Source organism: Reyranella soli (assembly GCF_007992495.1).
In the GTDB taxonomy this organism is placed as follows: Bacteria; Pseudomonadota; Alphaproteobacteria; order Reyranellales; family Reyranellaceae; genus Reyranella; species Reyranella soli.
Genome location: NZ_BKAJ01000004.1, coordinates 281023 through 304821, shown reverse-complemented (window position 1 = coordinate 304821; position 23799 = coordinate 281023). Strand labels below are relative to the sequence as shown.

Sequence of the window (23799 nt, the reverse complement as noted above, 5' to 3'; positions counted from 1 at the left end):
CATCATGATCATGAGCGGGCCTGGAGGCCCGCGGTCCACAGAAGACACGTTACCGCTCCACCGCCTTGCGCTCGGCTTCGCTGATCGGCAGCGAGGCGAGCTCGGCGAGTGTAATGAGCTTCACCGGCGGGCGCAGGCGGTAGTAGCCGACCTCGGCCGGCGTGGTCTTGCGCTGCGCGGCGATCAGCTCGGTGACGGTGAGGCCACACAGGCGGCCCTGACACGGACCCATGCCGCAGCGCAGGAAGGCCTTCATCTGGTTCGGTCCCTCGCAGCCCAGGTCCGCCGTCGAACGGACCTGCGCCGCGGTCACCTCCTCGCAGCGGCAGACCAGCGTGTCGCCCACGGGCTGGCGGAAGGACTCGGCCGGCCGGTTCAACCAGTCGAGGAAGGCGCGGCCCATCTCCTCGCGCTGCAGGCGCTGGCGCACGCTCTGCGGATCCGGCACGCTTGCATCGGGCCTGAGAGCGCGCACCGCGGCGATGGCGGCGAGCCGGCCGCGCTCGGCAGCGGCCGTGCCGCCGGCGATGCCCGCGCCGTCGCCCGCCACGGCGATGCCGGGCACCGAGCTGCCGAAATCCTGGTCGAGCACGGGCTGGAAGCAGAGCTGACGCTCGTTCCAGGCGTGCGCCGCGCCGGCGGCGAGGGCGAGATTGACGTTGGGCACCACGCCCTGGTGCAGCAGCAGCAGATCGGCCGGCATCCGACCCCGGTCGGACACGACCTCGCGGAGCTTGTCGTCACCCACCGCCTCGATGCTCGAGACGCGACGGACCGGAACCCTGGCCTTCACCTCCCGCAGCAGCGCCAGTCCCTTGGCGAAGTACGGCGACAGCATGAAGTCCGGCAGGTATGGCGCCGCGCGTAAAAGGTTGCGGCGTGGCGTCGTATCGAGGATCGCATCGAGCTTGCCGCCGGCGCGCAGGATCTGCGCCGCCAGCAGCCACATCAGCGGACCCGTGCCGGCCATGATCGTGCGACCGTCGGGCAGAAGGCCCTGCGCCTTCAGCACCGTCTGCGCCGCGCCCGCCGTCATCACGCCCGGCAAGGTCCAGCCCGGGATCGGGAACGGCCGCTCCTGCGAGCCGGTGGCGATGATGACGCGTTTGCTTTCGATCAAGCGCGCCTTGCCGTCGATCGAGACGCCGACGATGCGCTGCGGATCGAGGCTCCATACCGTGGCGCCGTTCACGATCGCCGCGCCGCTCGCCTTGGCCTCGTTGGCCAACGCCTCGCCCGCCCAATAATCCTCGCCCAGGATCGAGCGGTTGGTGACGGGCGTCGAGGTGATGCCGCGATAGATCTGGCCGCCGACGCCGGGGTTCTCGTCGAACAGGACGGTGGAGATGCCGGCGCGCGCCGCCAGCGACGCCGCGGCAAGGCCGGCCGGCCCGCCGCCGATAACGACGAGGTCATAGGAGGACGCAAGATCAGCGGCGCTCATCGTCCGGCCTCGCGTTTGCCTTGTTGCGTCTCCACCTTCATCCCCTCGCGCACCGGCACCAGGCAGGCCTGGCGGCTGCCAACGCCGTCGATGGTGACCAGGCAGTCGAAGCAGACGCCCATCAGGCAGTACGGCAGGCGCGGCGCGCCCGTCACCGGCGTGGTGCGGCAACGATCGATGCCCGCGGCCAGCAGGGCTGCGGCGACGGTGTCACCGCTCCGCGCATTTGCGGGCTTGCCGTCGATCGTGAGCGCGACGGCCGCGCCGGCATCAGCCAGCCTCTTGAACATGGAACCTCCGCGCACTGAAGGGAGCGACCAGCGACTTGTCGAGGGCACCGCGCGCGATCATGGGCGCGATAGTAAGCGCATGGTTGGCCGCGAGCGTCACGCCCGAATGACAGCACACCGTGAAGGCGCCGGGATGGCTCTCCGATTCGTCGTAGATCGGGAAGCCGTCCTGGGTCATCACGCGGATGGCGCTCCAGGTGCGCACAACGTTGACGTTGGCCAGCAACGGGAACTGGCGCACCGCGCGCTCAGCCTCGGTGGCGCTGACGCCGATGGTGAGGCCGGCCGGATCGGTGCGCTCTTCCTTGGAATCGCCGATCATCACCGTGCCCTCGTCGGTCTGGCGCAGGGTGACGACGGGATGGCGCAGGAAGGGCCGCAGCCGCTCGGTGACGACGATCTGCCCGCGTTCGGGCTTCATCGGACATTCCAACCCGACCATCGGCGCTAGATGCATGTTGGCGTTGCCGGCCGTCAGCGCCACGCGGTTGGCTCGGATCTCGCGATGAGCGGTCGTAAGCCGGAACTCGCCGCCTTCCCGCGTGATGGTCTCGACGCGATGGCTCGGCAGGTAGGTGACGCCGCGGGCGTTGATGGCGGTGTGCAGGGTGCGGAACAGACGCAGCGAGTTCACATGGCCGTCGAGCGGACAGAAGCTGCCGCCCACCACCTCGCGGCCGATGTCCGGCAGCATCTTGGCCACCTGCGCGTGGTCCAGAATCTCGGTCTTGTAATCGACGATGCCCGGCTGGTTGTGCAGTCGCTTCAGATTGTTGGCGCGCACCTCGAGCTCGCGCTCCGACAGCGCCAGGTGAAAACCGCCCGGCCGCTGGAAGCAGACATCGAGCCCGGTTTCCTCCTTCAGCGTCTCGGCGAAGCCTCCCCAGGCATTCGACGAGCGGATGGTCCAGCCGGCATAGGGTGCGAGGCCCAGGCCTTTGCTCTGCACCCACACCAGGGCGAAGTTGCCGCGGCTCGCGCGCACGGCGCGATCGCCCTCGTCGAGCACGACGACGCGACAGCCCTCGCGCGCCAGGCCCCAGGCGGTGGCGACGCCGACCAGGCCGCCGCCGATGACGGCGACGTCGTATTCGCTAGCGGCCATCGACACTCCTTCCCACCAGCAGGCGCTCCAGACCGTAGGCGCGATCGAGTGCGATCAGCGCCGCCGCGGTGATGGCGATGACGCAGGCCGACACCGAGGTGACCAGCGGATCGATGTTGTCCTGGATGTACAAGAACATGCGCACCGGCAACGTCTCCGTGCCGGGCGCGGCGATGAACACCGTCATGGTTACTTCGTCGAACGAGTTGATGAAAGCGAGCGCCCAGCCGCTGATCAGGCCGGGCAGCACCAACGGCAGGGTGATGCGCCGCAACACTGTGCGGTCCGAGGCGCCGAGCGAGATGGCGGCATGCTCGATCGAGCGATCGAGGCCGACCGCCGAGGCGAGGGTCAGCCGCAAGGCGAAGGGCAGCACGACCACGATATGCGCCAGCACCAGGCCGACGAAGGTGCCGCCGAGCCCCAGCTCGGTGAAGAAGCGCAGGAAGGCGATGCCCAGTACGACATGCGGGATCATGAGCGGCGACATGAAGAGTGCCGTCATGGCGTCGCGGCCGCGGAAGCGATGGCGGCCGATGGCGAGCGCTGCCGGCACCGAGAAGGCGACGGCGATGGCCGAGCTCAGCGCGCCCAGCCACAGGCTGCGCCAGAAGGCCGAGATGAACTCGGGATAGCGACCGATGGCGTAGAACCAGCGCAGCGACCAGCGGTCGGTCGGGAATGAAAGATAGCCCTCGGGCGTGAAGGCAACGAAGCAGACGACCAGGATGGGCGCCAGCATGAAGATGACGAACAGCGTGTGGTAGATGAGAGCAATAGGTCCGTTGCGGCTCATCCGAACACCTGTGCGTAGCGGCGCTCGACCAGGCGGCTGGCGCCGACCACGATCGCGACCAGCGCGACCAGCAGCAGCACGGCCACCGCCGCGCCCAACGGCCAGTTCAGGGTGTTGAGAAACTCGTCGTAGGCCAGCGTCGAGGCGACCTTCAGGCGGCGGCCGCCGATGATCGCCGGCGTGGCGAAGGCGCTGGCCGCCAGCGCGAAGACGATGATGGCGCCCGACAGGATGCCGGGCATGACCTGCGGCAGCACGATACGGCGCAGCACGGTGAAGGGCCCCGCCCCCAGCGCCACCGCCGCGTTCTCGATCTGCGGGTCGAGCCGCTGCAGCGCCGCCCACACCGCCAGCACCATGTACGGCATCAGGACGTGCGTCAGCGCCACGATGACGCCGGTCTCGGTGAACATGAAGGGCAGCGGCGCCGAGATCAGGCCCATCGAGACCAGCGCCTTGTTTATGAGTCCGGAGTTGCCACCGAACAGCAGGGCCCAGCCCAAGGTGCGCGCGACCACGGAGATCAGCAGCGGGCCCAGGATCACCAGCAGGAAGAGGCCGCGCCACGGGCTCTTCATGCGGTTCAGGATGTAGGCCTCGGGCGCACCCAACACGGCGGCCAGCAGGGTCACGAAGAAGGCGATGCGGAAGGTCCGCCAGAACATCTCCAGGAAGTAGGAATCGGTGAAGACCTCGTGCCAGTTCTTCAGCACGAACACCGGCTCGATGCCCTTGTACTGGCCCCAGTCGTGGAACGACAGCAGCACCGTCATGACCAGCGGGATGATCACGATGGCGCCAAACAGAAGCAGCGCGGGGAGGCTGAGGAGATAGGGAGCCGACTTCATGTCGCCGCCCACGCCAAGTGCACCGCCTCACCCTCGCCCGGCATCGCCTCGCCGGTGTTCTGGCGGATCACCGTCACCAAGCCGTCGGCCGTTTCGATCTGGTAGAGCCAGTGATTGCCTTGGAAGATGCGCGTGCGCACCTTGCCGGCGAGGCCCGAGGTCGCGAACCAGATCTTCTCGGGCCGCACCGTCGTGCCGTTCACGAGATTGGTGCGCCCGAGGAAGCTCGCCACGAACGGTGTGGCCGGCCGTTCGTAGGCCTCGTGCGGCGGGCCGATCTGCTCGGCGCGGCCGTGGTTCATCACCACCAGCCGGTCGGAGAGCGCCATCGCCTCGGCCTGGTCGTGCGTCACCAGGATGGTGGTCGTGCCGACGGTACGCTGGATCTGGCGCAGCTCGATCTGCATCTCCTCGCGCAGCTTGGCGTCGAGATTGGAAAGCGGCTCATCGAGCAGCAGGATCTGCGGGCGGATCACCAGCGCGCGGGCGAGCGCCACGCGCTGCTGCTGGCCGCCCGACATCTGGCGCGGGTAGCGGCCGGCGAAGGTGCCAAGGCCGACCAGCTCCAGCGTCTCGCCGACGCGCCTGGTACGCTCGGCGGCGGCCACGCCCTGCATCTCCAAACCAAACGCCACATTCTCCGCCACCGTCATATGCGGGAAGAGAGCATAGCTCTGGAACACGATGCCGAGCCCGCGCTTGGCCGGCTTCACCGCCAGGAGATCGCGACCCTCGAGCCGGATCGCGCCGCCACTCGGCTCGACGAAGCCCGCGATCATCTGCAGGGTCGTGGTCTTGCCGCAGCCCGACGGCCCCAGGAGCGAGACGAACTCCCCCTTCTCGACCGCGAGCGTCAACCCATCGACCGCGACATGCGTGCCGAAGTGCTTGCTCAGGCCTTCAAGAGACAGGAACGCCAAATGCCTAGCGCTCCACCTCGCGGTTCCAACGCTTGGTCCAGTCCTCACGCTGGGCATTGATGACGTCCCAGTCGGGCGAGATGATCAGCTTGGCGCGCTCGCCGACCGGGGCCATGCGCAGTTCCGGCATGTTGACGTCGACCTTGGTGTTGACCGGGCCGTTGCCCATGTCCTTGGCCAGCACGGTCTGCACCGGTGCGGAGATCAACGTCTTGATGAACTCGTGCGCCAGCGGATTGACGTTGGCCTTGGCGACCGGGCAGGCCGAGGCGAGCAGGATCGGCGCGCCTTCCTTTGGATAGATGAAGTCGACCGGGAAGCCGGTGTTGGCGAAGGCCTGGACGCGGCCGGTGCCCCACACCGCTATCTGCGCCTGGTTGGACTGGAAAAGCTCGGTCATCTTGCCCGGCGACGGCTCGTAGACCAGGACGTTGGGGTTCACGTCGTTCTTCATCACCTTGAAGCCCGGCTCGATGTTCTTCTCGCCACCACCGTTCATGCGGGCGAACATCATCAGCGTGTAGAGGCCGTAGGTGTTGTTGATCGGCGGGATCACCAGCAGCTTCTTGAACTTCGGGTCCTTCAGGTCGTTCCACGAGGTCGGCGTGGCCCAGCCCTTGTCCTTGAAAGTCTTGGTGTTGATCATGAATCCGGTGCCGGTCTGGCCGACGGCGACCGCCCTGTCGTCCTTGAACAGCGCGGCGGGATAGAGCTGGCTCTTGTCGAGGCCGTCTATCTTGCCGCAGAAGCCCAGCTGGATCGCCTGGTACATCGGGCCGTCATCGACGATCGCCACATCGATCACCTGGTTGGCCTTCTGCGCCTGCAGCTTGGCCAGCGTGTCCGTCGAGTTGCCGGCGACGTACTCGACCTTGACCCCGTGCTTCTGCTCGAAGGCCGGGATCATCTCCTTGCGCAGCGTCTGCTCCCATGAGCCGCCATAGGCCGCCACGGTGAGCGTCTTGGATTGTGCGAAGGCCGCCCCGGCGGCAAGCAATACCGCCGCGCCTGCGAGCGCGCCGCCATAAATCGAACGCCCCATAACCCCTCCTGTTGCGGCACCGTTCTGCCGCGATGCCAATGGTTTCGCGCTGTCATGGTGGCGTCAAATTCGAAATATCCGCCACCTTCATAACAAGATGTTATAAAGGGCCATGCGTGGCCTCAATCCCCGCCAGATCGAAGCCTTCCGCGCCGTCATCCTGACCGGCGGCGTGGGCGCGGCGGCGTCGCTGATCAACGTCACCCAGCCCGCCGTCAGCCGCATGATGCGCGACCTGCAGAGCCATCTCGGCCTCACCCTCTTCGAACGGCGCGGCACGGGGCTGGTGCCAACCAGCGAGGCGCTGTCGCTCTATGCCGAGGTCGAGCGGGCGTTCGTCGGGCTGGAGCGCATCGAGCAGATGGCGACTGAGCTGCGCACCCGCCGCGCGGGCTTTTTGCGCATCGCTGCCCTGCCGGCGCTGGCCAACGGCTTCCTGCCGCGCTTCCTGGGAGAGTTCCTGAAGGAGCGGCCCAAGCTCGACATCGTGCTGTCCGGCCTGGTGTCGCATGCCGTGCTGGCGTCGGTGGCGCAGGGCCAGAGCGACCTGGGCTTCGCCGAGGCCTCGATGGAGCATGTCAACGTCGATCGCGAACACATGCCGCCCGCGCCCTTCGTCGCCGTGCTGCCCGAGCGCCATCGGCTGGCGCGCAAGAAGCTCCTGCGGCCGGCCGACTTCGAGGGCGAGAACTTCATCTCGCTCGGGCCCTCGACGCTGTCGCGCTTCCGCATCGACCGCGTCTTCGCCGAGCATGGCGTGACGCGCATCCTGCGCATCGAGACGCCGTTGTCGGAGATCGCCTGTGCGCTGGCCGGCGCCGGCGCCGGCGTGGTGCTGTGCGAGCCCTTCACCGCCACCGAATATTCGACGCGCGGCATCGTGGTCCGCCGCTTCGAGCCGCAGATCGACTTCGAGTTCGCCGCCCTGCTGCCGGCGCAACGCAGCGTGCCGCCGGTGGCGCGCGAGTTCATCGACGGCTTCCGCGCCCACGTCGCTACATTTCTCCGCCGAGGACCGTGGCGTTAGGCCGGCGGTCCGGAGAGCATGAGCTAACCAGTGAGCAGAAACGTCAGCTCGTGCTTGTTGTGGTGGAGGTGCAGGACCTGCGCGCCGGGAATGGCCGCGAAGGCCGCGGCGGCCTCGTGATCGGTTCCGCCCTGGAACTTGATGGTGCAGACGACATTGCGCACCAGGCCGGACGACCGCCACGTCTCGACCAGCCGCAGCAGCCGCGCCGGATAGCAGACGATGTCGGAGAACAGCCAGTCGACCGCGCCGACGCTGTCGGGTGCGAGGGCGTAGGCGCTTTCGCCGCGCCACGCGACGCCCGGCATCGCCGCCACCCTGGGGTCGAGCGGCGCCTTGTCGATCGCAAGCACCGTGGCGCCGAGGCGCGCCAGAACCCAGGTCCAGCCGCCCGGCGATGCGCCGAGATCGAGACAGCGCTCGCCCGGTCCCGGCCAGCGCCCGAGCCGGACCAGCGCTTCCCACAGTTTCAGATAGGCCCGGTTGGGCGGGCCGGTCTTGTCCTCGATGAAGGCCACTTCGCCGTTGGCGAACGGCGAGCTGCAGTGTGCCGCGGCCAACAGGCGGTCGGGCGACAACAAGGTCCACGACCCAAGCGGCGCCGAGGGCGCCTTGGCCGGGAACACGATGGGCTTGCTCGAGACATGCGGCAGGCGCTCCTGGATCAGCGCCGCGCGCCGATGATGCAGCGGCGCATACATCGCCCAATTGCGCTGGATGTCGCGCAGCGCCTTGGCCGCGCTGCCGATCGACTCGACGGGAAGCTCTTGGCAGTCGTGCCAGACATTGGCAGCCCAGGCAGCAGCGACCGCCGGCCCCTCGCACAGGAACAGCCGTTCGTGCCGATGAGCGACGGCCGCGCCGGCCCGCCGCAGCTCTTCCTGCAACTGGTCGGCGAAGCCCTCGGCGGCGAGGTACGCGGTGCTCATGACGGCAACCTAATCCACTGCCCATCGTTCGCAGGCAAGCAATTCCGGAGGATCATCATGGCCAAGACATCGATGTCCCAACGCAAGACCATGGGCCGCGTCATGCACGAATATGCCCACGGCGAGCTGAAGAGCGGCCCGCGCGGCAAGGGCGGCAAAGTGAAAAGCCGGCGCCAGGCGATCGCCATCGCGCTCGAGGAGGCCGGGGCTTCCAAGTATGAAAGCAAGGCGAAGAACCGACGCAACCTCGCGCGCAGCAAGGCCAAGGAAGCAACCGGCCGCACGGCGCAACAGGAGAGCGAGGGCAAGGCCCGCGTCGGCGCCCGCGGCAAGCGCGAGAGCTCGCGCGCCATGGGCGGCCAGAACGCAAAGACCAACGCCAGGACGACGACGCGGCGCTCGCCACGCCGTCGCAGCGCGCGGCGGGCCCCGCGATGAGCAGTCCGCAACGCATCGTCAACATCGCCGACCTCCCCTTGCGCGACGGCGGCAACGGCAAGGGCTTCCAGGCCAAGCTCGGCCGCGCCGGGCCGTTGCTCGGCCTCAAGAAGCTGGGCTGTTCGCTCACCATCGTTCCACCGGGCAAGCGGGCCTGGCCGTTCCATCGCCATCACGTGATGGACGAGCTTTTCTACATCGTGTCGGGCAGCGGCGAGGTGCGGCTGGACGACCGGACCCTGCCGGTGCGCGCCGGCGACCTGATCGCCAACCCGGCGGGCGCCGAAGCGCACCAGCTCATCAACACCGGCACGAGCGAGCTGCGCTACCTCGCCCTCTCCGACATCGAAACGGTCGACATCATCGAGTATCCGGATTCGGGCAAGGTGGGGATGGCGGCCGGCGTGCGGGGCGGCGACCTGTCGAGCGCGAGCTACAAGGCGCTCGGCCGTGTCACCCCTGCCGACTATTTTGACGGGGAGATGGGCGACTCCTGAACAAGCGCTGCTTGCGGACCTGAAGTATTTTCAATCTGTCCGCAAGGGACAGGCCATAGCTCGGCTGGCAAAGCTTGTGGTACCGTTTTCCGAAGTAGGAGGAGGTACACCATGCTTACCAGAAGAATTCTGACCGCCGCTTCGATGGCGGGCTCGATGCTCGCGGCCGGCTCGGCCTTCGCGCAAGGCCAGCCGATCGTCGGCATCTCGACCGTCACCACCTATTCGGCCGATGCGCGCATCACCGCCGTCGATCCCAATGCCCGCACCGTGTCGCTCGCCTTCACCAACGGCGCCACCGCTGTGCGCCAGGTGAGCCCCACGGTCGCCAACTTCGCGCAGACCAAGGTGGGCGACATGGTCTCACTCGCCTTCGAGGACCGGCTGACTTTCGTGCTGTCCGGCCCGAACACCAAGACGCCGCGCGATCGCGACACCACCGTGACCGTCGCCACGGGCGGCGGCGGCAGCGTCGCCGGCGCCTCGGCGGGCCAGGCGGTCGCCAACTGGTGGGTCACCGCCGTCAATCCGTCGGCCGGCACGATCTCGCTGATCAATCCGGGCGGCGGCGAGGTCCGCACCTACAACGTCACCACGCCGGAAGGCCGCGCGCAGCTGCCGCGCGTCAAGCCGGGCGATTCGGTGACGGCGATCAACAGCAGCGTGGCCGTCATCGCTATCATGCCGAAGTAAGCGTCGTCAGTCGGCGCGCCTGGGCAGCGATCCATCGGCCTTCATGCTGAGGCCACGAATATCGAGGGTGACCGCGTTGGCGGTCACCTTTCCGCTGACCTCGGCATCGTTCATCGCGCAGCTGTTCGCCTCATAGGTGCGTATCCGGCCGTTGACGGCGCCGGCCGCGTCGACCGGCAGGGAGATCGACGTCGTCCCGCACGTCGGATGGACGAACTGCCCTGTTAGCCGCCCCTGCGAGACACGCAGATCGGCACGGAGCGGCCGGACGCCGCCCGCTTGGCCGCCCGGTGCCGAACTGGACAACGCCCCTGAATAGGCGCCGTCCAGGGCGCCGGCGGCAGCGGCCGGAGTTGGGACAGGTGCGGCGGCTGCCAATGACTGCCCATTCCTGGTCAACGCCCCGCTGGCCGCAAGGCCGGGACCACGCAATTCGATCTGCATACCCTGGCCGGTCACGCGCCCGCTCGCGCTGCCATCGATCGGCGCGCATGTCTGCACGTCCGGCAACCGGACGGCCCCGCTGATCTCACCCGACGACGACACTATCAGCGAAAGCGGGACGGCGCCGCAGTGCTGATAGATGGCCTGCCCTGAGAGGGCCGTGCCGACGAGCCGCAGCGTGACCGATACGATGCGGCCGCCACCAGGACGGCCCTTTGTCGTCTCGCTGAAGGTGCCGCCATACGTTCCATCGAAAGCGGATGACGGAGGCTGAGCGGCACGCGCCTTAGCTTCTTCATCGATCTTCGATTGCTGAGCCATCTCACGCTTGGCCTGTGCATCGGCCGCCGCTGCCTGTCGCGCTTGCGCCGCTGCGGCGTCAGCCTTGCGGCGGGCTTCGGCGTCGCGGCGTGCTGCGTCGGCGCTGGCCTGCTCGGCCGCCGCTTCCGTCTTTCGCCGCGCCGCCTCGGCTTCCTGCGCCTGTCGGGCATCGTTGCTTGGGGGCGCAAGCGCCGCCGGCTGCAACGCCGCCGCGAGATAGAAGCCGCCAACGCCCAGGAGCACACAGGCGGCAGCAATGGCGAACCACTTGGCCTTGCCGCCGACCGGCGCCGCGGGCGACGGCTTGGGCACGAGCGGCCGCCTCATCACCAAGGTCACGTCATCCGATGATGGCCGCTGGCGCAGCAAGGCGCGCCAGTCGGCAATGCTTTGCGGTCGTTCTTCGGCCTGGATCGACAGCGCCGCGTCGATACCGGTCAGCAGGCTCCTCGAGCCGCCGGCCGGCCGGCGTGCGGCGAGCGGCTGATAGTTATCCTTCATCAGCCGGTCGACGGCGCTGGGCGGCGGGGCACCGGTGAGGGCGTAGTGAAGCGTGGCTGCCAGGCCGTAGATGTCCGTCCACGGCCCCTGCTTGGCCGCGCCGAGCTGCTCGGGTGCGGCATAGCCCGGGGTGAAGATCGCCGTCATCGTGCCGGTGCGGCCGGCCATCGCTGCGCGCGAGGCGCCGAAATCGATCAGTGTCGCCTTGCCCGATCCGTCCAGCATGATGTTGGCCGGCTTGATGTCGCGATGCAGGAAGCCTGCCTCATGCACTCGCTGCAGGCCGGCCAGCAGCGGCCACAACATCGCCTCGAGCGCGGCCGGGACCAGCGGCCCCTCGACCCTGACGTATTCCAGAAGGGTGCGGCCGCGCACGAGCTCCATGACGATGTAGGCGGTGCCGTTGGCTTCGAGGAAGTCGAACACCTTCACGATGGACGGCGCGTCGTGCAGGGTAGCGAGCGTGCGGCCTTCCTCCATGAAGCGGCCGCGGCCCCAGCCGAAATCGCCTGCCGCCTCGGTCGAGCGCGGCAGGACCGAGCTGCCGTCCTGGCGCACGGCCAGCGCCGCCGGCAGGAACTCCTTGAGAGCGACCTCTCGATTGAGATGACGGTCGCGCGCCCGATAGGTGATGCCGAAGCCGCCCTGCCCCAGCACGTCCTCGATCTCGTAGCGGCCGACCATGCGTCCCGCCGGCAGAGCCACGTAGTCGACTCTGCTCGAGGGATCCATGGGGCGGCCGGCATCGGTCATGGCACGCGAAAGCCTGCCATGCGCCCACGGCGCCAGCAATCTCGGCCGCGGCGCTCCGCCTACGGCACGTCGATGCGTTGGCCGGGCGGCGACGAGGTGTTCGCCGGCCGTCGCTCGGCCTGCGACGAGAGCGTGCCGCGGAACCTCACGTCGGCGCCGCGCAGGTCGAGTGTCAGCGTGCTCCCCGCGAGGCGTCCGCTCGCGGAAGCGGCGTTGGTGGCGCAGCCTGCCGCCTCGGGCAGCCGCAGGCTGCCGCTGACCGTGCCAGCAGGATCGACCGCCAACGAAACCGGCAGGCTGCCGCAAGCCGGATGAACGATCCGGCCGACGAGCTGGTGACCGGCAAGGCGCAAGTCGGCGTCCATGGGCGCAGGCGGGGCGCCGCCGCCTCCCGTTGCCGATCCCGACAGAGACCCCACGAACAGGCCGCTGCCGACGGATGGCGCCGCCGACTGTTCGGCTGGCTGTCGCGACGACGGCGGACTGGCGTCGCGCAACGCCTGGTTTTCGGCGGCAGTCAGGTAGCCCGTCGCCGGATGCTTGTGTGCCTGCTGCCAGGCCGCGATCATCTCGCGCGACCGCGGACCGAACGTGCCATCCGTGCCGCGCGTGTCGAAGCCTTGCGCCGTCAGCGCGAGCTGGATGCGCCGGCGGTCCGTCGTCGAGAGGTTCAACGCAGCTTCATCCGCTTCCGGCGACGGCTGCGTCGCATCGGCCGCCGTCGTTGTTGCCGGCTGTCCCTGAGGCGTCGGCGCCGGCGCGAAGGTGACATAGGCGCCGGCCAGCCCGGCCAGGACGATGCCGACGCCGATCGCCAGCCATCCGCGGCGCGCGGTGTATTGATGAGCGGTGGATCGATGAGAGGCCGCACGCGACGCCGGCGCCATCACCAACGTCGTTGCGCGGTCGGCTGCCTCATAGTGCAACTGCGCCCGCCAGGCGGCGATGCTCGACGGCCGCTGCTCGACGGCAAGCGCCAGGCCGGCGTCGATGCCGCGCAGGAGCCGGATGTCGAAGCCTCGCGGCCACAGACCCGCCAGCGGCTCATAGGTATCGGCCATCAGTCGATCGAAGGCGCTGGGCGGCGGCTGGCCGGTGATGGCGTAGTGCAGCGTGGCCGAAAAGCCGTAGATGTCGGTCCATAGCCCCTGCTTGGCCGACGAGGTGAACTGCTCGGGCGCGGCGTAGCCCGGGGTGAAGATCGCCGTCATCGTTCGCGTGCGGTCGGCCATGGCGGCGCGCGCGGCGCCGAAATCGATCAAGGTCGGACGGCCGTCGGTGTCGAGCATGATGTTGGATGGCTTGATGTCGCGATGCAGGAAGCCCGCGTCATGGATCTTCTGCAGGCCCGCGAGCAACGGCTCCAGCATCGCCTGCAGCCCGGCCGGCGAGAACGAGCCCTCGGCTTTGACCCGATCCTCGAGCGTGCGGCCGCGCAATAGTTCCATGACGATGTAGGCGGTGCCATTGGCTTCGAGGAAGTCGAACACCTTCACGATCGACGGCGCGTCGTGCATGCTGGCGAGCGTGCGGCCTTCCTCGATGAAGCGGCTGCGTCCCCAACCGAAATCGTCGGCCACTTCGGCCGAGCGCGGCAGCACCGAGCCGCCGTCCTGGCGCACGGCGAGTGCCGCGGGCAGGTATTCCTTGATGGCGACGTCTCGGCCAAGCTGCGTGTCGCGCGCAAGATACGTGATGCCGAAGCCGCCGTGGCCCAGGATGCTCACGACCTGGTAACGGCCAACCGTCGCGCCGGCCGGCAACGCCACGTAGTCGATTTGGGGCGGGGCTTCGGCGGGCGAAGAGGCGGCGGCAGACATGGATGATGGGTTTCCAGCAGGGAAACGCGACCGCCTCGGCGGCGTTGCAATGGTCACGGTGTTGTAATTCCAGGGATTCGCCATGACAGGGAGCCTGTATCCGCTCTAACCTCCGCGCGAACGGAGGAATTCATGGCGAAGTTCGGTATCGGTCAATCGGTTCGCAGGCTCGAGGATCCCCGGCTGCTGACGGGCGGCGGGCGTTACACAGACGACACCAAGTTGAATGCCCCGGCCGCGCGGATGTACGTGCTGCGCTCCCCGCACGCCCATGCCGATATCAAGAAGATCGACACCACCGCGGCCGCCAAGGCGCCCGGCGTGCTGCTGGTGTTGACCGGCCAGGACGTGAAGAAGGCCGATTTCGGCGACGTGCCCTGCCTGGTGCCCTTGGAGAACCGCGACGGCAGCCCGCGCGGCGAGACCCCGCGGCCGATGCTGATCCTCGATCGTGTGCGCCATGTCGGCGATCCGGTGGCGCTGGTGGTGGCCGAGACGCTGGAGCAGGCCAAGGACGCCGCCGAGCTGATCGAGGTCGACTACGAGGCGCGCCCGCACGTCGTCGGCACCTTCGAGGCGGCCCAGCCCGGCGCGCCCCTGGTGCACGATCACATCAAGAACAACATCGTGTTCGACTGGCACATGGGCGACCAGGCCAAGACGGACGCCGCCTTCGCCAAGGCCGACCGCGTGGTCAAGCTGCAGCTCGTCAACCAGCGCCTGGTCGCCAATCCCATGGAGCCGCGCGGCGCCATCTGCGAGTACGACGCCAAGGATGACCGCTCGACGCTGTGGCTGTCGTCGCAGGGCGTGCACATGATCCGGCCGGTCGTGGCCGACATGATCCTCAAGATCGGCTCGCCCAAGCTTCGCGTGCGCACCGGCGACGTCGGCGGCGGCTTCGGCATGAAGATCTTCGTCCACCCCGAATATCCCATGATCGTGTGGGCCTCGCGCCTCTTGAAGCGCACGGTGAAGTGGATTCCCGACCGACAGGAAGCTTTCCAGTCCGACGTGCAGGGTCGCGATCATGTCTCAATCGCCGAGATGGCGCTCGACAAGGATTGCCGCTTCATCGGCAGCCGCATCACGACCTACGCCGCGCTCGGCGCCTATCTCAGCCATTTCAGCGCCTTCATCCCGACGCTGGCGGGCAGCCAGATGCTGGTCGGCCTCTACCAGACGCCGACATGCTACGTGAACGTCAAGGGCGTGATGACCCACACCGTGCCGACCGACGCCTATCGCGGCGCCGGCCGTCCGGAGGCGGCCTACCTGCTGGAGCGCTTCGTCGATCACATCGCGCGCGAGACCGGCCTCACGCCCGACGAGATCCGCGCGCGCAACTTCATCAAGCCCAGCCAGATCCCGTACGCGACGGCGCTCGGCGACACCTATGACTCGGGCGACTTCGAAACGGTGATGCGCAAGGGCATGGAGAAGGCCGACTGGAAGGGCTTCCCTGCCCGCCGCGCCGCCGCGGCGGCCAAGGGCAAGTGGCGCGGCATCGGCATGGCGACCTACGTCGAGAAGTGTGGCGGCGGGCCGCCGGAGACCGCCATCGCCAAGTTCAACGATGATAACACCGTCACGATCTTCGTCGGCAACCAGACCAACGGCCAGGGCCAGGAGACGGCGATCCGCCAGATCGCCTCGGCGCGGCTCGGCATCGATGCCGACCAGATCCACTTCGTGCAGGGCGATTCCGACGTGGTGCCCGAAGGCATGACCGGCGGCAGCCGCATGGTCTCGGTCGCGGGCACCGCGACCATCGGCGTGGCCGACAAAATCATCGCCAAGGGCAAGCTCGTGGCGGCGAGCGCGATGGAGGCCTCGGCGGCCGACATCGAGTACGGCGACGGCGCGTTCAAGATTGTCGGCACCGACCGCACCATGAGCCTGTTCGATGTGGCCAAGGCCGCGAAGGATCCCAAGCACGTGCCGGCGGGCGAGAAGCCCGGCCTAGACGACGAGTTCACGCGCACGCCGACGGCCGACACCTTCCCCAACGGCTGCCATATCTGCGAACTCGAGATCGATCCCGATACCGGCGTGCTGGAGATCGTGAACTACAACGTGATGGACGACTTCGGCGCAGCCCTCAATCCGCTGCTGCTGCAGGGCCAGGTCCATGGCGGCATCGGCCAGGGCGTCGGCCAGGCGCTGACGGAGCAGACGGTCTACGACAAGGACTCTGGCCAGCTGCTCAGCGGCAGCTTCCAGGACTACGCCCTGCCGCGCGCCGACGTCGTGCCATACGTGAACTTCGACCTGCACAACAGCCCGTGCACGACCAATCCGCTGGGCGTGAAGGGCGCGGGCGAGGCCGGCGCCATCGGCGCGCCGCCGGCGGTGATCAACGCCATCGTCGACGCGATCTATCCGCATACTGGCGTGAAGCACGTCGACATGCCGGCAACGGCAGCGAGCCTGTGGGCGGTGATCGCCGCCAACCGGCAGAAGACGGCGGCCTAGGTCATGGCCGCCGAGCGCAACGATCTCATCGCCGCCTTGGGCCATTCGCTCAAGGCGATCGACGACGACTACAAGGAAGAGATGCGCGAGCTGCGCTCGCTCTTCGCGGAAGCCAAGAAGGAAGCGGAAAAGGACGAACCCGACAGCGTGAAGCTCAAGGCGCTGCTGGCCGATGCGGGGGAAATGGTCCGGACCTTCACCATACTCGATCCGGCTTGGCAGGCCGTCCAGCGCGTCGCCAAGATGTTCGGGATGCTGTAGCCAGGCCGCGGCGAAACGTCCGCCCTGTCACGTCATCGGGCAACTTCACCGGCTGCGCGTCGTTTAGTGGCGCAGCATGCGTACAGTCGGCCTCCTTGCGTTGCTGTTCTGCCTTTTCACGGCACCGACAGGCCCGACGGCATGGGCGCAAGGTGCGCCCTCGACCTTTGCAGCGGTCGAGACGATGGCCGCCAAACTCGCGGCCGAGCCCTATAAGCAGTCGCCATCCATCGAAGGCGACATGCGTCGCCTCACCTACGACCAGTACCGAGCCCTGAGAGCGAAGCCGGATACCGCTCTGTGGCGCAATGACAAGAGCCTGTTCCGTGCCGAATTCTTTCCGGCCGGGTTCATCTACGAGCACCCTGTGCAGATCTTCGTGGTCGAGAATGGTGTGGCAAGACCGCTGCCTGTCTCGCCCGACGACCTCGACTTCTCCGACACCGGGCTGAAGCAGCCGCCGCAAAAGATCGAGCTGGCGGGCTTTCGTCTTCTTCATCCGCTGAACCAGCCGAACAAGTTCGACGAGGTCGCTTCCTTCCTGGGCGCGAGCTACTTCCGAACCATCGGCCGTGGCCAGCTCTACGGCACTTCCGCGCGCGGGTTGGCGATCGATACGGGCATCGGCGGCAAGCCGGAGGAGTTTCCCCTGTTCCGAGCTTTCTGGCTGGTGAAGCCCGCGGATGGTGCCACGGACATGACCGTGTGGGCGCTGCTCGACTCGCCCGGAGCGGCCGGCGCATTCTCCTTCACGATCCGACCCGGCAGCCGCACCACGATCGACACCACGAGCATCATCTATCTGCGCAACGACGTGCAGGTATTGGGCATCGCGCCGCTGACCTCGATGTTCTTCTCCGGCAAGGCGACGCCCGCGCGCGACGACTACCGACCCGAGATCCACGATTCCGACGGCCTCTACCTCTCCACGGGCAAGGGCGAGCGGATCTGGCGGCCGTTGGACAATCCCGGTGCGCTTGCCGTCTCGTCGTTCCAGGACAACAATCCGCGCGGCTTCGGCCTGATGCAGCGCGAACGCGATTTCGAGCGCTACCAGGATACCAGCGCCGGCCTGCACACGCGGCCCAGCCTGTGGGTCGAGCCGGTCGGCGACTGGGGCGATGGCGAGGTGCGGCTGGTCGAAATCCCGACGCAGGCCGAGACCAACGACAATATCGTGGCCTTCTGGGTGTCGCGCTGGCCGGCAAAGAAGGGCGAACGCAAGGAGTATGCCTACCGGCTCCACGCCCTGTTGGACGAGGCCGCCCTTTCGCCGGCCGGCCGTACCGTGGCGACGCGCGTCGGTGCGGTGCCGGGCCAGCCCAAGCAGCGCCGCATGGTGGTCGAGTTTGCAGGCGGCGAGCTCGCCTCGCTCGCGCCGGAACAACCCGTCACGTCCGACGTTGGGCTGACGAATGCCAAGCTCAATCGCACTTATGTCGAAGCCTTGCCATGGAAACGCGGATGGCGGCTCTTCATCGACTTCGAACCCGACGGCAAGAAGCCGGTCGATCTGCGCGCGGTCCTGCAACTGCGCGGCCAGACGCTGACCGAGACCTGGACCAGCGTCTTCCGCCCGTGAAGGAAAGCGTGAGCGAAGGCTGGCAGCTCGATCCCCACGCCGGACGCGCGGGCTGGCGGCGATGGCTCCTGCTGATCCTGGTCCTGGTGACGACGGCCGTCGGCCTGATTCTGATGGGCCGCATCGTGGCGGCGCGCGGGCCGGAGATCCTGAAGCCGATCTTCCTGCCCTGCTTTGCGCTTCTGTTCGCGTGGATCGCCCTTTCCTTCTGGAGCGGCGTGTTCGGCTTTTTGCTGAGCGTCCTGCGACGCCATCCAGTGACCTTGTCGCGACAATCGCCTGCCGCCGGTGTGGTCCCGACACTGCACCAACGCACCGCGATCCTGGTTCCGGTCTACAACGAGGACCCGACCGAGGTGTCCGGGCGTCTCGCTGTCATGCAGCGCTCGCTGCAGGCGACAGGCCATGCCGCGGCCTTCGACTTCTTCGTCCTGAGCGACACGACCAACGCCGAGATCGCCGCTGAAGAAGAGCGCCTCTACGGCGAGCTCCGAGAGCGGCTCGCTGCCGAGACACATCTGTTCTATCGCCGGCGCGCGCAGAACACCGGCAAGAAGGCCGGCAACATCGCCGAGTGGATCGGCACCCGCGGGCCCGACTACGCCTTCATGATCGTGCTCGATGCCGACAGCCTGCTGAGCGGCGACACCATGGTGCGGCTGGCCGCGCTGATGGAGGCCAATCCGCGCACCGGCCTGATCCAGACGCACATCGTGCCGGCCGGACGCGAGACGCTGTTCGCCCGTGCGCTGCAGTTCTCGTCGCGCATGACCGGCGTCGTGTTGTCGATGGGCAACAGCTTCTGGCAGACCAGCGAAGCGAATTACTTTGGCCACAACGCCATCCTGCGCGTCGCGGCTTTCGCCGAGTGCTGCCGCTTGCCGGTGCTGTCAGGCCGGCCGCCGCTCGGCGGCGAAATCCTCAGTCACGATTTCGTCGAAGCGGCCTTCCTGCGCCGCGGCGGCTGGTATTGCTGGCTGCTGCCCGAGCTGCGCGGCAGCTACGAGGAACTGCCCAGCAACCTGCTCGACTATGCGGTGCGCGACCGCCGCTGGATGCAGGGCAACCTGCAGCATGCAAGGCTGATCAGCCAGCGCGGCCTGCACTGGATGAGCCGCCTGCACTTCGGCATGGGCATCTTCGCCTACGTGGCCTCGCCCCTGTGGCTCGCCATGCTGATGCTGAGCTCGGCCATGGTGGTCGACCACCGCATCACCGGCGACATCTTTTTCGGGCCCACACGCAGCCTCTTCCCGCTCTGGCCGCAATATCACTGGCCGGAGATCCACGGCCTGCTCGGCATGACGCTCGCCTTGCTGCTCGGCCCGAAGCTGCTCGCGCTCACCTTGCGGCTGTGGTCGACGCGCGGCGTGCGCCGCTTCGGCGGGCGCCTCGCCATGACGGCGAGCTTCCTGGTCGAGACCGCCTTCTCGACCTTGCTGGCGCCGGTGATGATGCTGTTCCACACGACGTTCCTGATCCGCATCCTGGGCGGCAACGCCGTCGGCTGGCCGCCCCAGGCACGCGGCGATCGCGGCATGGACTGGCGCCAAGCCCTGCAGCGGCACATAGGCCACGTGTTGTTCGGCGTGGCGGCCCTCACGGCACTGGGCGCCATCGTTCCCGACTACGTGCCGTGGATCCTGCCGGTGGTGGCAGGCCTGCTGCTCTCGGTGCCGCTCGCCGTGCTGTCCAGCCGGCGCGCCATGGGACTGGCGGCGCGTCGCCTCAGCCTGTTCGTGACTCCGGAAGAGCGCGCCCAGGCCACGCTTGCGATCGGGCATTAGAAGTTCTGCCGGACAGTTTGACTGGCCGAACGGCGAACGGGATCGTGTTCGCTGCGCATCTCGGGAGATCCCTGCAGGCCATTGATGCCAATGCCCCTTCCGGCACTGTCGGCCGCCGGACGCTGTCGCCTAAACAGCGACAGCAACGACATGCGCGTCCCTCAGCGCGGCGAGATGATTTTCCGGCATTCCCGCTCGAGGTCTTAGTGTGGTGCTCGGAAGCCGACCTACTAGCTGTGGGGCTTGCCGGCGAATTCGGACAGTTACGCAAGTTTCGCTATTGGTTTTCGCTCGGCCAGCCAGGCCGGCTCGGCGGCGGCCGGGCGCGTGATGGGTATCGGATGAACGATGCAAAGAGCAGAACCGCCGGGAGGCGACGCGTCGTCAATATAACTTAAGTACTCTCACGAGTCAACTACGGTGCTATTTTTGCGTACCATAAGGGGCTAAACGGCGCAAAAAATGTCCGGGGTCGAGCATCGGTGCCAGCAATGCTGTCAGACGAACGATCATGATCACTCTAACGAGATCGGCTACGCTCGCAGCCTCCATCGCCTCTCGCCGGAGCCAGCCGCCCATGCCAGCCGATCTCGTCGCCCTTTGGGAAACCCATTGCCGTCATGAGTTCGAGACGCGCGATGTCGACGCCACCATGGCGACCATGGTGCAGCGGCCCTATGTGAACCACGTGCCGACCATGACCGGCGGCGTCGGCCACGATCAGTTGAAGCGCTTCTACAAGTACCACTTCATCGGCGGCAATCCGCCCGACACCGAGCTGAAGCCGATCAGCCGCACCGTCGGCGCCGACCAGATCGTCGACGAGCTGATCTTCTCCTTCACGCACACCAGCGAGATCGATTGGATGCTGCCCGGCATCGCGCCGACCGGAAAGCGCGTCGAAGTCCCGCTGGTCGCCATCGTGCGCTTCGAGGGCGACAAGGTCGCGCATGAGCACATCTACTGGGACCAGGCCTCGGTGCTGGTGCAGGTCGGACTGCTCGATCCCACAGGGCTGCCGGTCGCCGGCATCGAGACGGCGCGCAAGGTCGCGGACAATGCGCTGCCCAGCAACGGGCTGATGACCCGCTGGGGCACGAGCGCGGGAAAGCCCATCTAGCAGCCCTTGGCCGCAACCCTTGGCCTTCTGGCGCGGTTGTCATGCCATGTTCGATGGCTTCGACACCGTGCAGCTCGATGTCGGCGACACCACGATCTTCGCGCGCCGCAGAGGCGATGGCCGACCATTGCTGCTGCTGCACGGCTTTCCCGAGACGCATGCGATGTGGCATCGCGTGGCGCCGGCGCTGGCCGAGCGGTTCACCGTCGTCTGCGCCGACCTGCGCGGCTATGGCAGGAGCGGCAAGCCCGTCTCGACGCCCGACCACGCGCCCTACGCCAAGAGCGCCATGGCGGTGGACATGGTGCGACTGATGGAGGCCTTCGGTTTCCAGACCTTTTCGGTTGCGGGCCACGACCGCGGCGCACGTGTCGCCTATCGCCTGGCGCTGGACCATCCGGCCCGCGTCGAGCGCCTGGCGCTTCTGGATATCATTCCCACCGGCGAGGCCTTCAGCCGAGCCGACATCCGCTTCGCATTGGCTTTCTGGCCGTGGTCATTGCTGGCCCAGCCCGAGCCGCTGCCCGAACGGCTGATCGCGGCAGCGCCCCATGCGGTGGTCAACGATGCGCTCGCCAATTGGGGATCGGATCCGGCCAGCTTTCCGCCCGAGGTGCGGTCGGCCTACCTCGAGGCACTCAGCGATCCCGAAGCGATCCATGCCATCTGCGAGGAGTATCGCGCGGCCGCAGACATCGATTTCGCGAAGGATATGGCGGATCGAGCCGCCAACCGCCGCATCCGCTGCCCAACCTTGGCCTTGTGGAGCAAGGAAAGCGCGCTCGACAGCTGGTATGAACAGGCCGGCGGGCCACTCGGCATCTGGCGCAAATGGGCGACCGACGTGAGCGGGCGCGGTGTTGCCGGCGGCCATTTCTTTCCCGAGCAAAATCCTGGCGAGACGATCTCCGAACTGCGCACGTTCTTTGAATAAGGTGCGAGAAGGCATGTAAAGTCCCTCGTTCCCAGGGGATCCGCCATGCCTTCCGCACGTCCCACCCTCTACGGCAGCCGCCACGCCGTCTCCGCCGGCCACTACCTGGCAGCCGCCGCAGGCTTCGCCATCCTCGAGGCCGGCGGCAACGCGATCGATGCCGGCTGTGCCGCGGGCATCGCGCTCGCAGTGCTGCACCCGGACGAGGTCAACGTCGCCGGCGTGGCCCCGATCATGATCCGTACCGGCCAGGGCAAGGTCGTCACCATCGCGGGGCTCGGCCACTGGCCGAAGCGCTTCCCGGCCGATCTCTTCATGCGCGAGCATGGCGGCAAGATGCCGTTGGGCATTTTGCGCACCGTGGTGCCGGCGGCGCCCGATGCCTGGATCACTGCCCTCAGCGACTACGGCACCATGTCGTTCGGCGACGTCGCCAGTGCCGCCGTGCGCTACGCCCGCGAAGGCTTCGCGGTGTTCGAGTACATGGCGACCATGATCAAGCAGTACGAGGACGGCTATCGCTCCTGGCCGTCCAATGCCGCCATCTTCCTGCCCGGCGGCAAGCTGCCGCGGGTCGGCGACCGCTTCGTGCAGAGCGATCTCGCCGGCACGCTGCAGTACATGATCGACCAGGAACGCGCGGCGTCGACGCGCGGGCGATTGGCCGGTCTCGCCGCGGCGCGCGCCGCCTTCTATTGCGGTGACATCGCCGAGACCATCGTGCGCTATCACGAAGAGAACGGCGGCTATCTGGCGCGCGACGATCTCGCCAACTTCCATTGCCGCTACGAGGAGCCGGTGCAGGTGCGCTGGCGCGACTTCGAGGTCTTCACCTGCGGGCCATGGTGCCAGGGCCCGATGCTGGCCCAGGCGCTTCGCATGATCGAGGCGGCCGGTGGCCTGAAGGGGATGGCGCACAACAGCCCCGACTACATCCATCTCATCACCGAGATCATGAAAGCGGCCTGCGCCGATCGCGAATACCGTTACGGTGATCCGTTGTTCGTCGATGTCGGCATGGACGATCTTTTGTCGGACGCCCACGTATCGGCGCGCGTGAGTGCCATCGATCGCGAGCGCGCCATGCCCGACATGCCGCCGCCCATCGGACGCTATCCCGGCAACATGCCGCCACCCGTCGCCGCCTCGAGCGCCAAGAGCGACGCCGTCGTCGAGCCCGACACTTCCTACTGCTGCGCCGTCGACCGTTGGGGCAACGCCATGTCGGCGACGCCCTCCGACGGCTCATGGCGCTCGCCGGTGATCCCCGGCCTCGGCATCGTGCCGTCGGGTCGCGGCACGCAATCGCGGCCCGATCCCGGCCATCCCTCGGGCGTGGCGCCGGGTAAGCGGCCGAGACTCACGCCCAATCCGGCCATCGCCGTGCGCGACGACGGCAGCGTCATGCCGTTCGGCGCTCCGGGCGGCGACGTGCAGGTGCAGGCCATGCTGCAGGTGTTCCTGAACAGCTTCCACTTCGGCATGGATATCCAGGAGGCGATCGAACAGCCGCGCTTCGCCACCTTCAGCTTCCCCAACTCGTTCGCGCCTTACACCCACCTGCCCGGCCGGCTGAACATCGAGGACCGCCTGCCGGCGGCCACGATCGAAGAGCTGCGCCGGCGCGGCCACGACGTCGAGATGTGGCCGGCGCTCACCCGCCGCGCCTGCTCGGTCGAGGCGATCCTGCTGGACAGCCGCACCGGCTTCCTGCGCGCCGGCGCCGACTTCCGCCAGCCCGCCTACGCCATGGTAAGTTAAGGGCACACAGC

21 protein-coding genes are annotated in these 23799 nt (G+C 67.7%); 11 read left to right on the top strand and 10 right to left on the bottom strand.

The genetic code is table 11. From position 1 onward, the window contains the following. Positions 1-49: 49 nt before the first annotated feature. Genes RSO01_RS02150 through RSO01_RS02120 form a run of 7 tightly spaced genes read right to left on the bottom strand, consistent with a single transcriptional unit; the run spans position 50 to position 6445 of the window. Entirely contained in the window at positions 50-1444 is a 1395-nt protein-coding gene (locus RSO01_RS02150) for an FAD/NAD(P)-dependent oxidoreductase (RefSeq protein ID WP_147145675.1), read from the bottom strand. Next, entirely contained in the window at positions 1441-1734 is a 294-nt protein-coding gene (locus tag RSO01_RS02145; protein ID WP_147145673.1) for a (2Fe-2S)-binding protein, read from the bottom strand. Before RSO01_RS02145 ends, RSO01_RS02150 begins: the two co-directional genes overlap by 4 nt. Beyond that, on the bottom strand, positions 1715-2839 hold the full coding sequence (locus RSO01_RS02140) for an NAD(P)/FAD-dependent oxidoreductase (RefSeq protein WP_147145671.1): 1125 nt from the start codon (positions 2837-2839) through the stop codon (positions 1715-1717). Before RSO01_RS02140 ends, RSO01_RS02145 begins: the two co-directional genes overlap by 20 nt. Next, entirely contained in the window at positions 2829-3635 is an 807-nt protein-coding gene (locus RSO01_RS02135; protein ID WP_147145669.1) for an ABC transporter permease, read from the bottom strand. The genes RSO01_RS02140 and RSO01_RS02135 overlap by 11 nt, the downstream gene beginning before the upstream one ends. Further along, a complete protein-coding gene (locus tag RSO01_RS02130) occupies positions 3632-4483 on the bottom strand; it encodes an ABC transporter permease (RefSeq protein ID WP_147145668.1) in 852 nt (283 codons plus the stop codon). The genes RSO01_RS02135 and RSO01_RS02130 overlap by 4 nt, the downstream gene beginning before the upstream one ends. Beyond that, a complete protein-coding gene (locus RSO01_RS02125) occupies positions 4480-5403 on the bottom strand; it encodes an ABC transporter ATP-binding protein (protein ID WP_147145666.1) in 924 nt (307 codons plus the stop codon). Before RSO01_RS02125 ends, RSO01_RS02130 begins: the two co-directional genes overlap by 4 nt. A gap of 4 nt (positions 5404-5407) precedes the next feature. Next, positions 5408-6445 carry an ABC transporter substrate-binding protein gene (locus tag RSO01_RS02120; protein ID WP_147145664.1) on the bottom strand — a complete coding sequence of 346 codons (1038 nt, stop codon included), beginning with the start codon at positions 6443-6445 and terminating at the stop codon, positions 5408-5410. A gap of 112 nt (positions 6446-6557) precedes the next feature. Here RSO01_RS02120 and RSO01_RS02115 point away from each other — a divergent pair, with 112 nt between their 5' ends. Further along, positions 6558-7472, top strand: a complete 915-nt coding sequence (locus RSO01_RS02115; RefSeq protein WP_147145662.1) for a LysR substrate-binding domain-containing protein — start codon at positions 6558-6560, stop codon at positions 7470-7472. Between the two features lie 23 nt (positions 7473-7495). On the opposite strand, the gene RSO01_RS02110 is transcribed toward RSO01_RS02115, so the two are convergent. Further along, entirely contained in the window at positions 7496-8401 is a 906-nt protein-coding gene (locus RSO01_RS02110; RefSeq protein WP_147145660.1) for an SAM-dependent methyltransferase, read from the bottom strand. A 57-nt stretch (positions 8402-8458) separates the two neighbouring features. Between RSO01_RS02110 and RSO01_RS02105 the strand changes: the two genes are divergently transcribed. The 3 genes from RSO01_RS02105 to RSO01_RS02095 all read left to right on the top strand — a co-directional run bounded on the left by RSO01_RS02105 (position 8459) and on the right by RSO01_RS02095 (position 10029). Next, on the top strand, positions 8459-8839 hold the full coding sequence (locus tag RSO01_RS02105; protein ID WP_147145658.1) for a DUF6496 domain-containing protein: 381 nt from the start codon (positions 8459-8461) through the stop codon (positions 8837-8839). Further along, positions 8836-9336 (top strand): cupin domain-containing protein, encoded by a 501-nt coding sequence (locus RSO01_RS02100; RefSeq protein WP_147145656.1) that lies wholly within the window; start codon positions 8836-8838, stop codon positions 9334-9336. The genes RSO01_RS02105 and RSO01_RS02100 overlap by 4 nt, the downstream gene beginning before the upstream one ends. Before the next feature lie 111 nt (positions 9337-9447). Continuing rightward, positions 9448-10029, top strand: coding sequence for a hypothetical protein (locus tag RSO01_RS02095; RefSeq protein WP_147145654.1), 582 nt, complete (start codon positions 9448-9450; stop codon positions 10027-10029). A gap of 6 nt (positions 10030-10035) precedes the next feature. On the opposite strand, the gene RSO01_RS02090 is transcribed toward RSO01_RS02095, so the two are convergent. Beyond that, positions 10036-12048 carry a serine/threonine-protein kinase gene (locus tag RSO01_RS02090; RefSeq protein ID WP_147145652.1) on the bottom strand — a complete coding sequence of 671 codons (2013 nt, stop codon included), beginning with the start codon at positions 12046-12048 and terminating at the stop codon, positions 10036-10038. 59 nt (positions 12049-12107) lie between these two features. Next, positions 12108-13868: a serine/threonine-protein kinase gene (locus tag RSO01_RS02085; RefSeq protein WP_170302792.1), complete on the bottom strand. Its 1761-nt coding sequence runs from the start codon at positions 13866-13868 to the stop codon at positions 12108-12110. A gap of 132 nt (positions 13869-14000) precedes the next feature. On the opposite strand from RSO01_RS02085, the gene RSO01_RS02080 reads away from it, so the two are divergent. From RSO01_RS02080 to RSO01_RS02050, 7 genes are all read left to right on the top strand, one after another. Beyond that, a complete protein-coding gene (locus RSO01_RS02080; protein ID WP_147145648.1) occupies positions 14001-16343 on the top strand; it encodes a xanthine dehydrogenase family protein molybdopterin-binding subunit in 2343 nt (780 codons plus the stop codon). A gap of 3 nt (positions 16344-16346) precedes the next feature. Continuing rightward, on the top strand, positions 16347-16604 hold the full coding sequence (locus RSO01_RS02075) for a hypothetical protein (protein WP_147145646.1): 258 nt from the start codon (positions 16347-16349) through the stop codon (positions 16602-16604). 76 nt (positions 16605-16680) lie between these two features. Continuing rightward, positions 16681-18186 (top strand): OpgD/OpgG family glucan biosynthesis protein, encoded by a 1506-nt coding sequence (locus tag RSO01_RS02070; RefSeq protein WP_147145644.1) that lies wholly within the window; start codon positions 16681-16683, stop codon positions 18184-18186. 8 nt (positions 18187-18194) lie between these two features. Next, positions 18195-19973 (top strand): glucans biosynthesis glucosyltransferase MdoH, encoded by a 1779-nt coding sequence (gene mdoH, locus RSO01_RS02065; protein WP_170302791.1) that lies wholly within the window; start codon positions 18195-18197, stop codon positions 19971-19973. Between the two features lie 577 nt (positions 19974-20550). Then, complete coding sequence (locus tag RSO01_RS02060) at positions 20551-21093, top strand: ester cyclase (RefSeq protein WP_147145640.1); 543 nt, start codon at positions 20551-20553, stop codon at positions 21091-21093. Positions 21094-21139: 46 nt separating this feature from the next. Then, positions 21140-22027 carry an alpha/beta fold hydrolase gene (locus tag RSO01_RS02055; protein ID WP_147145638.1) on the top strand — a complete coding sequence of 296 codons (888 nt, stop codon included), beginning with the start codon at positions 21140-21142 and terminating at the stop codon, positions 22025-22027. A gap of 45 nt (positions 22028-22072) precedes the next feature. Further along, positions 22073-23788 (top strand): gamma-glutamyltransferase family protein, encoded by a 1716-nt coding sequence (locus RSO01_RS02050; RefSeq protein ID WP_147145636.1) that lies wholly within the window; start codon positions 22073-22075, stop codon positions 23786-23788. Positions 23789-23799 lie beyond the last annotated feature (11 nt).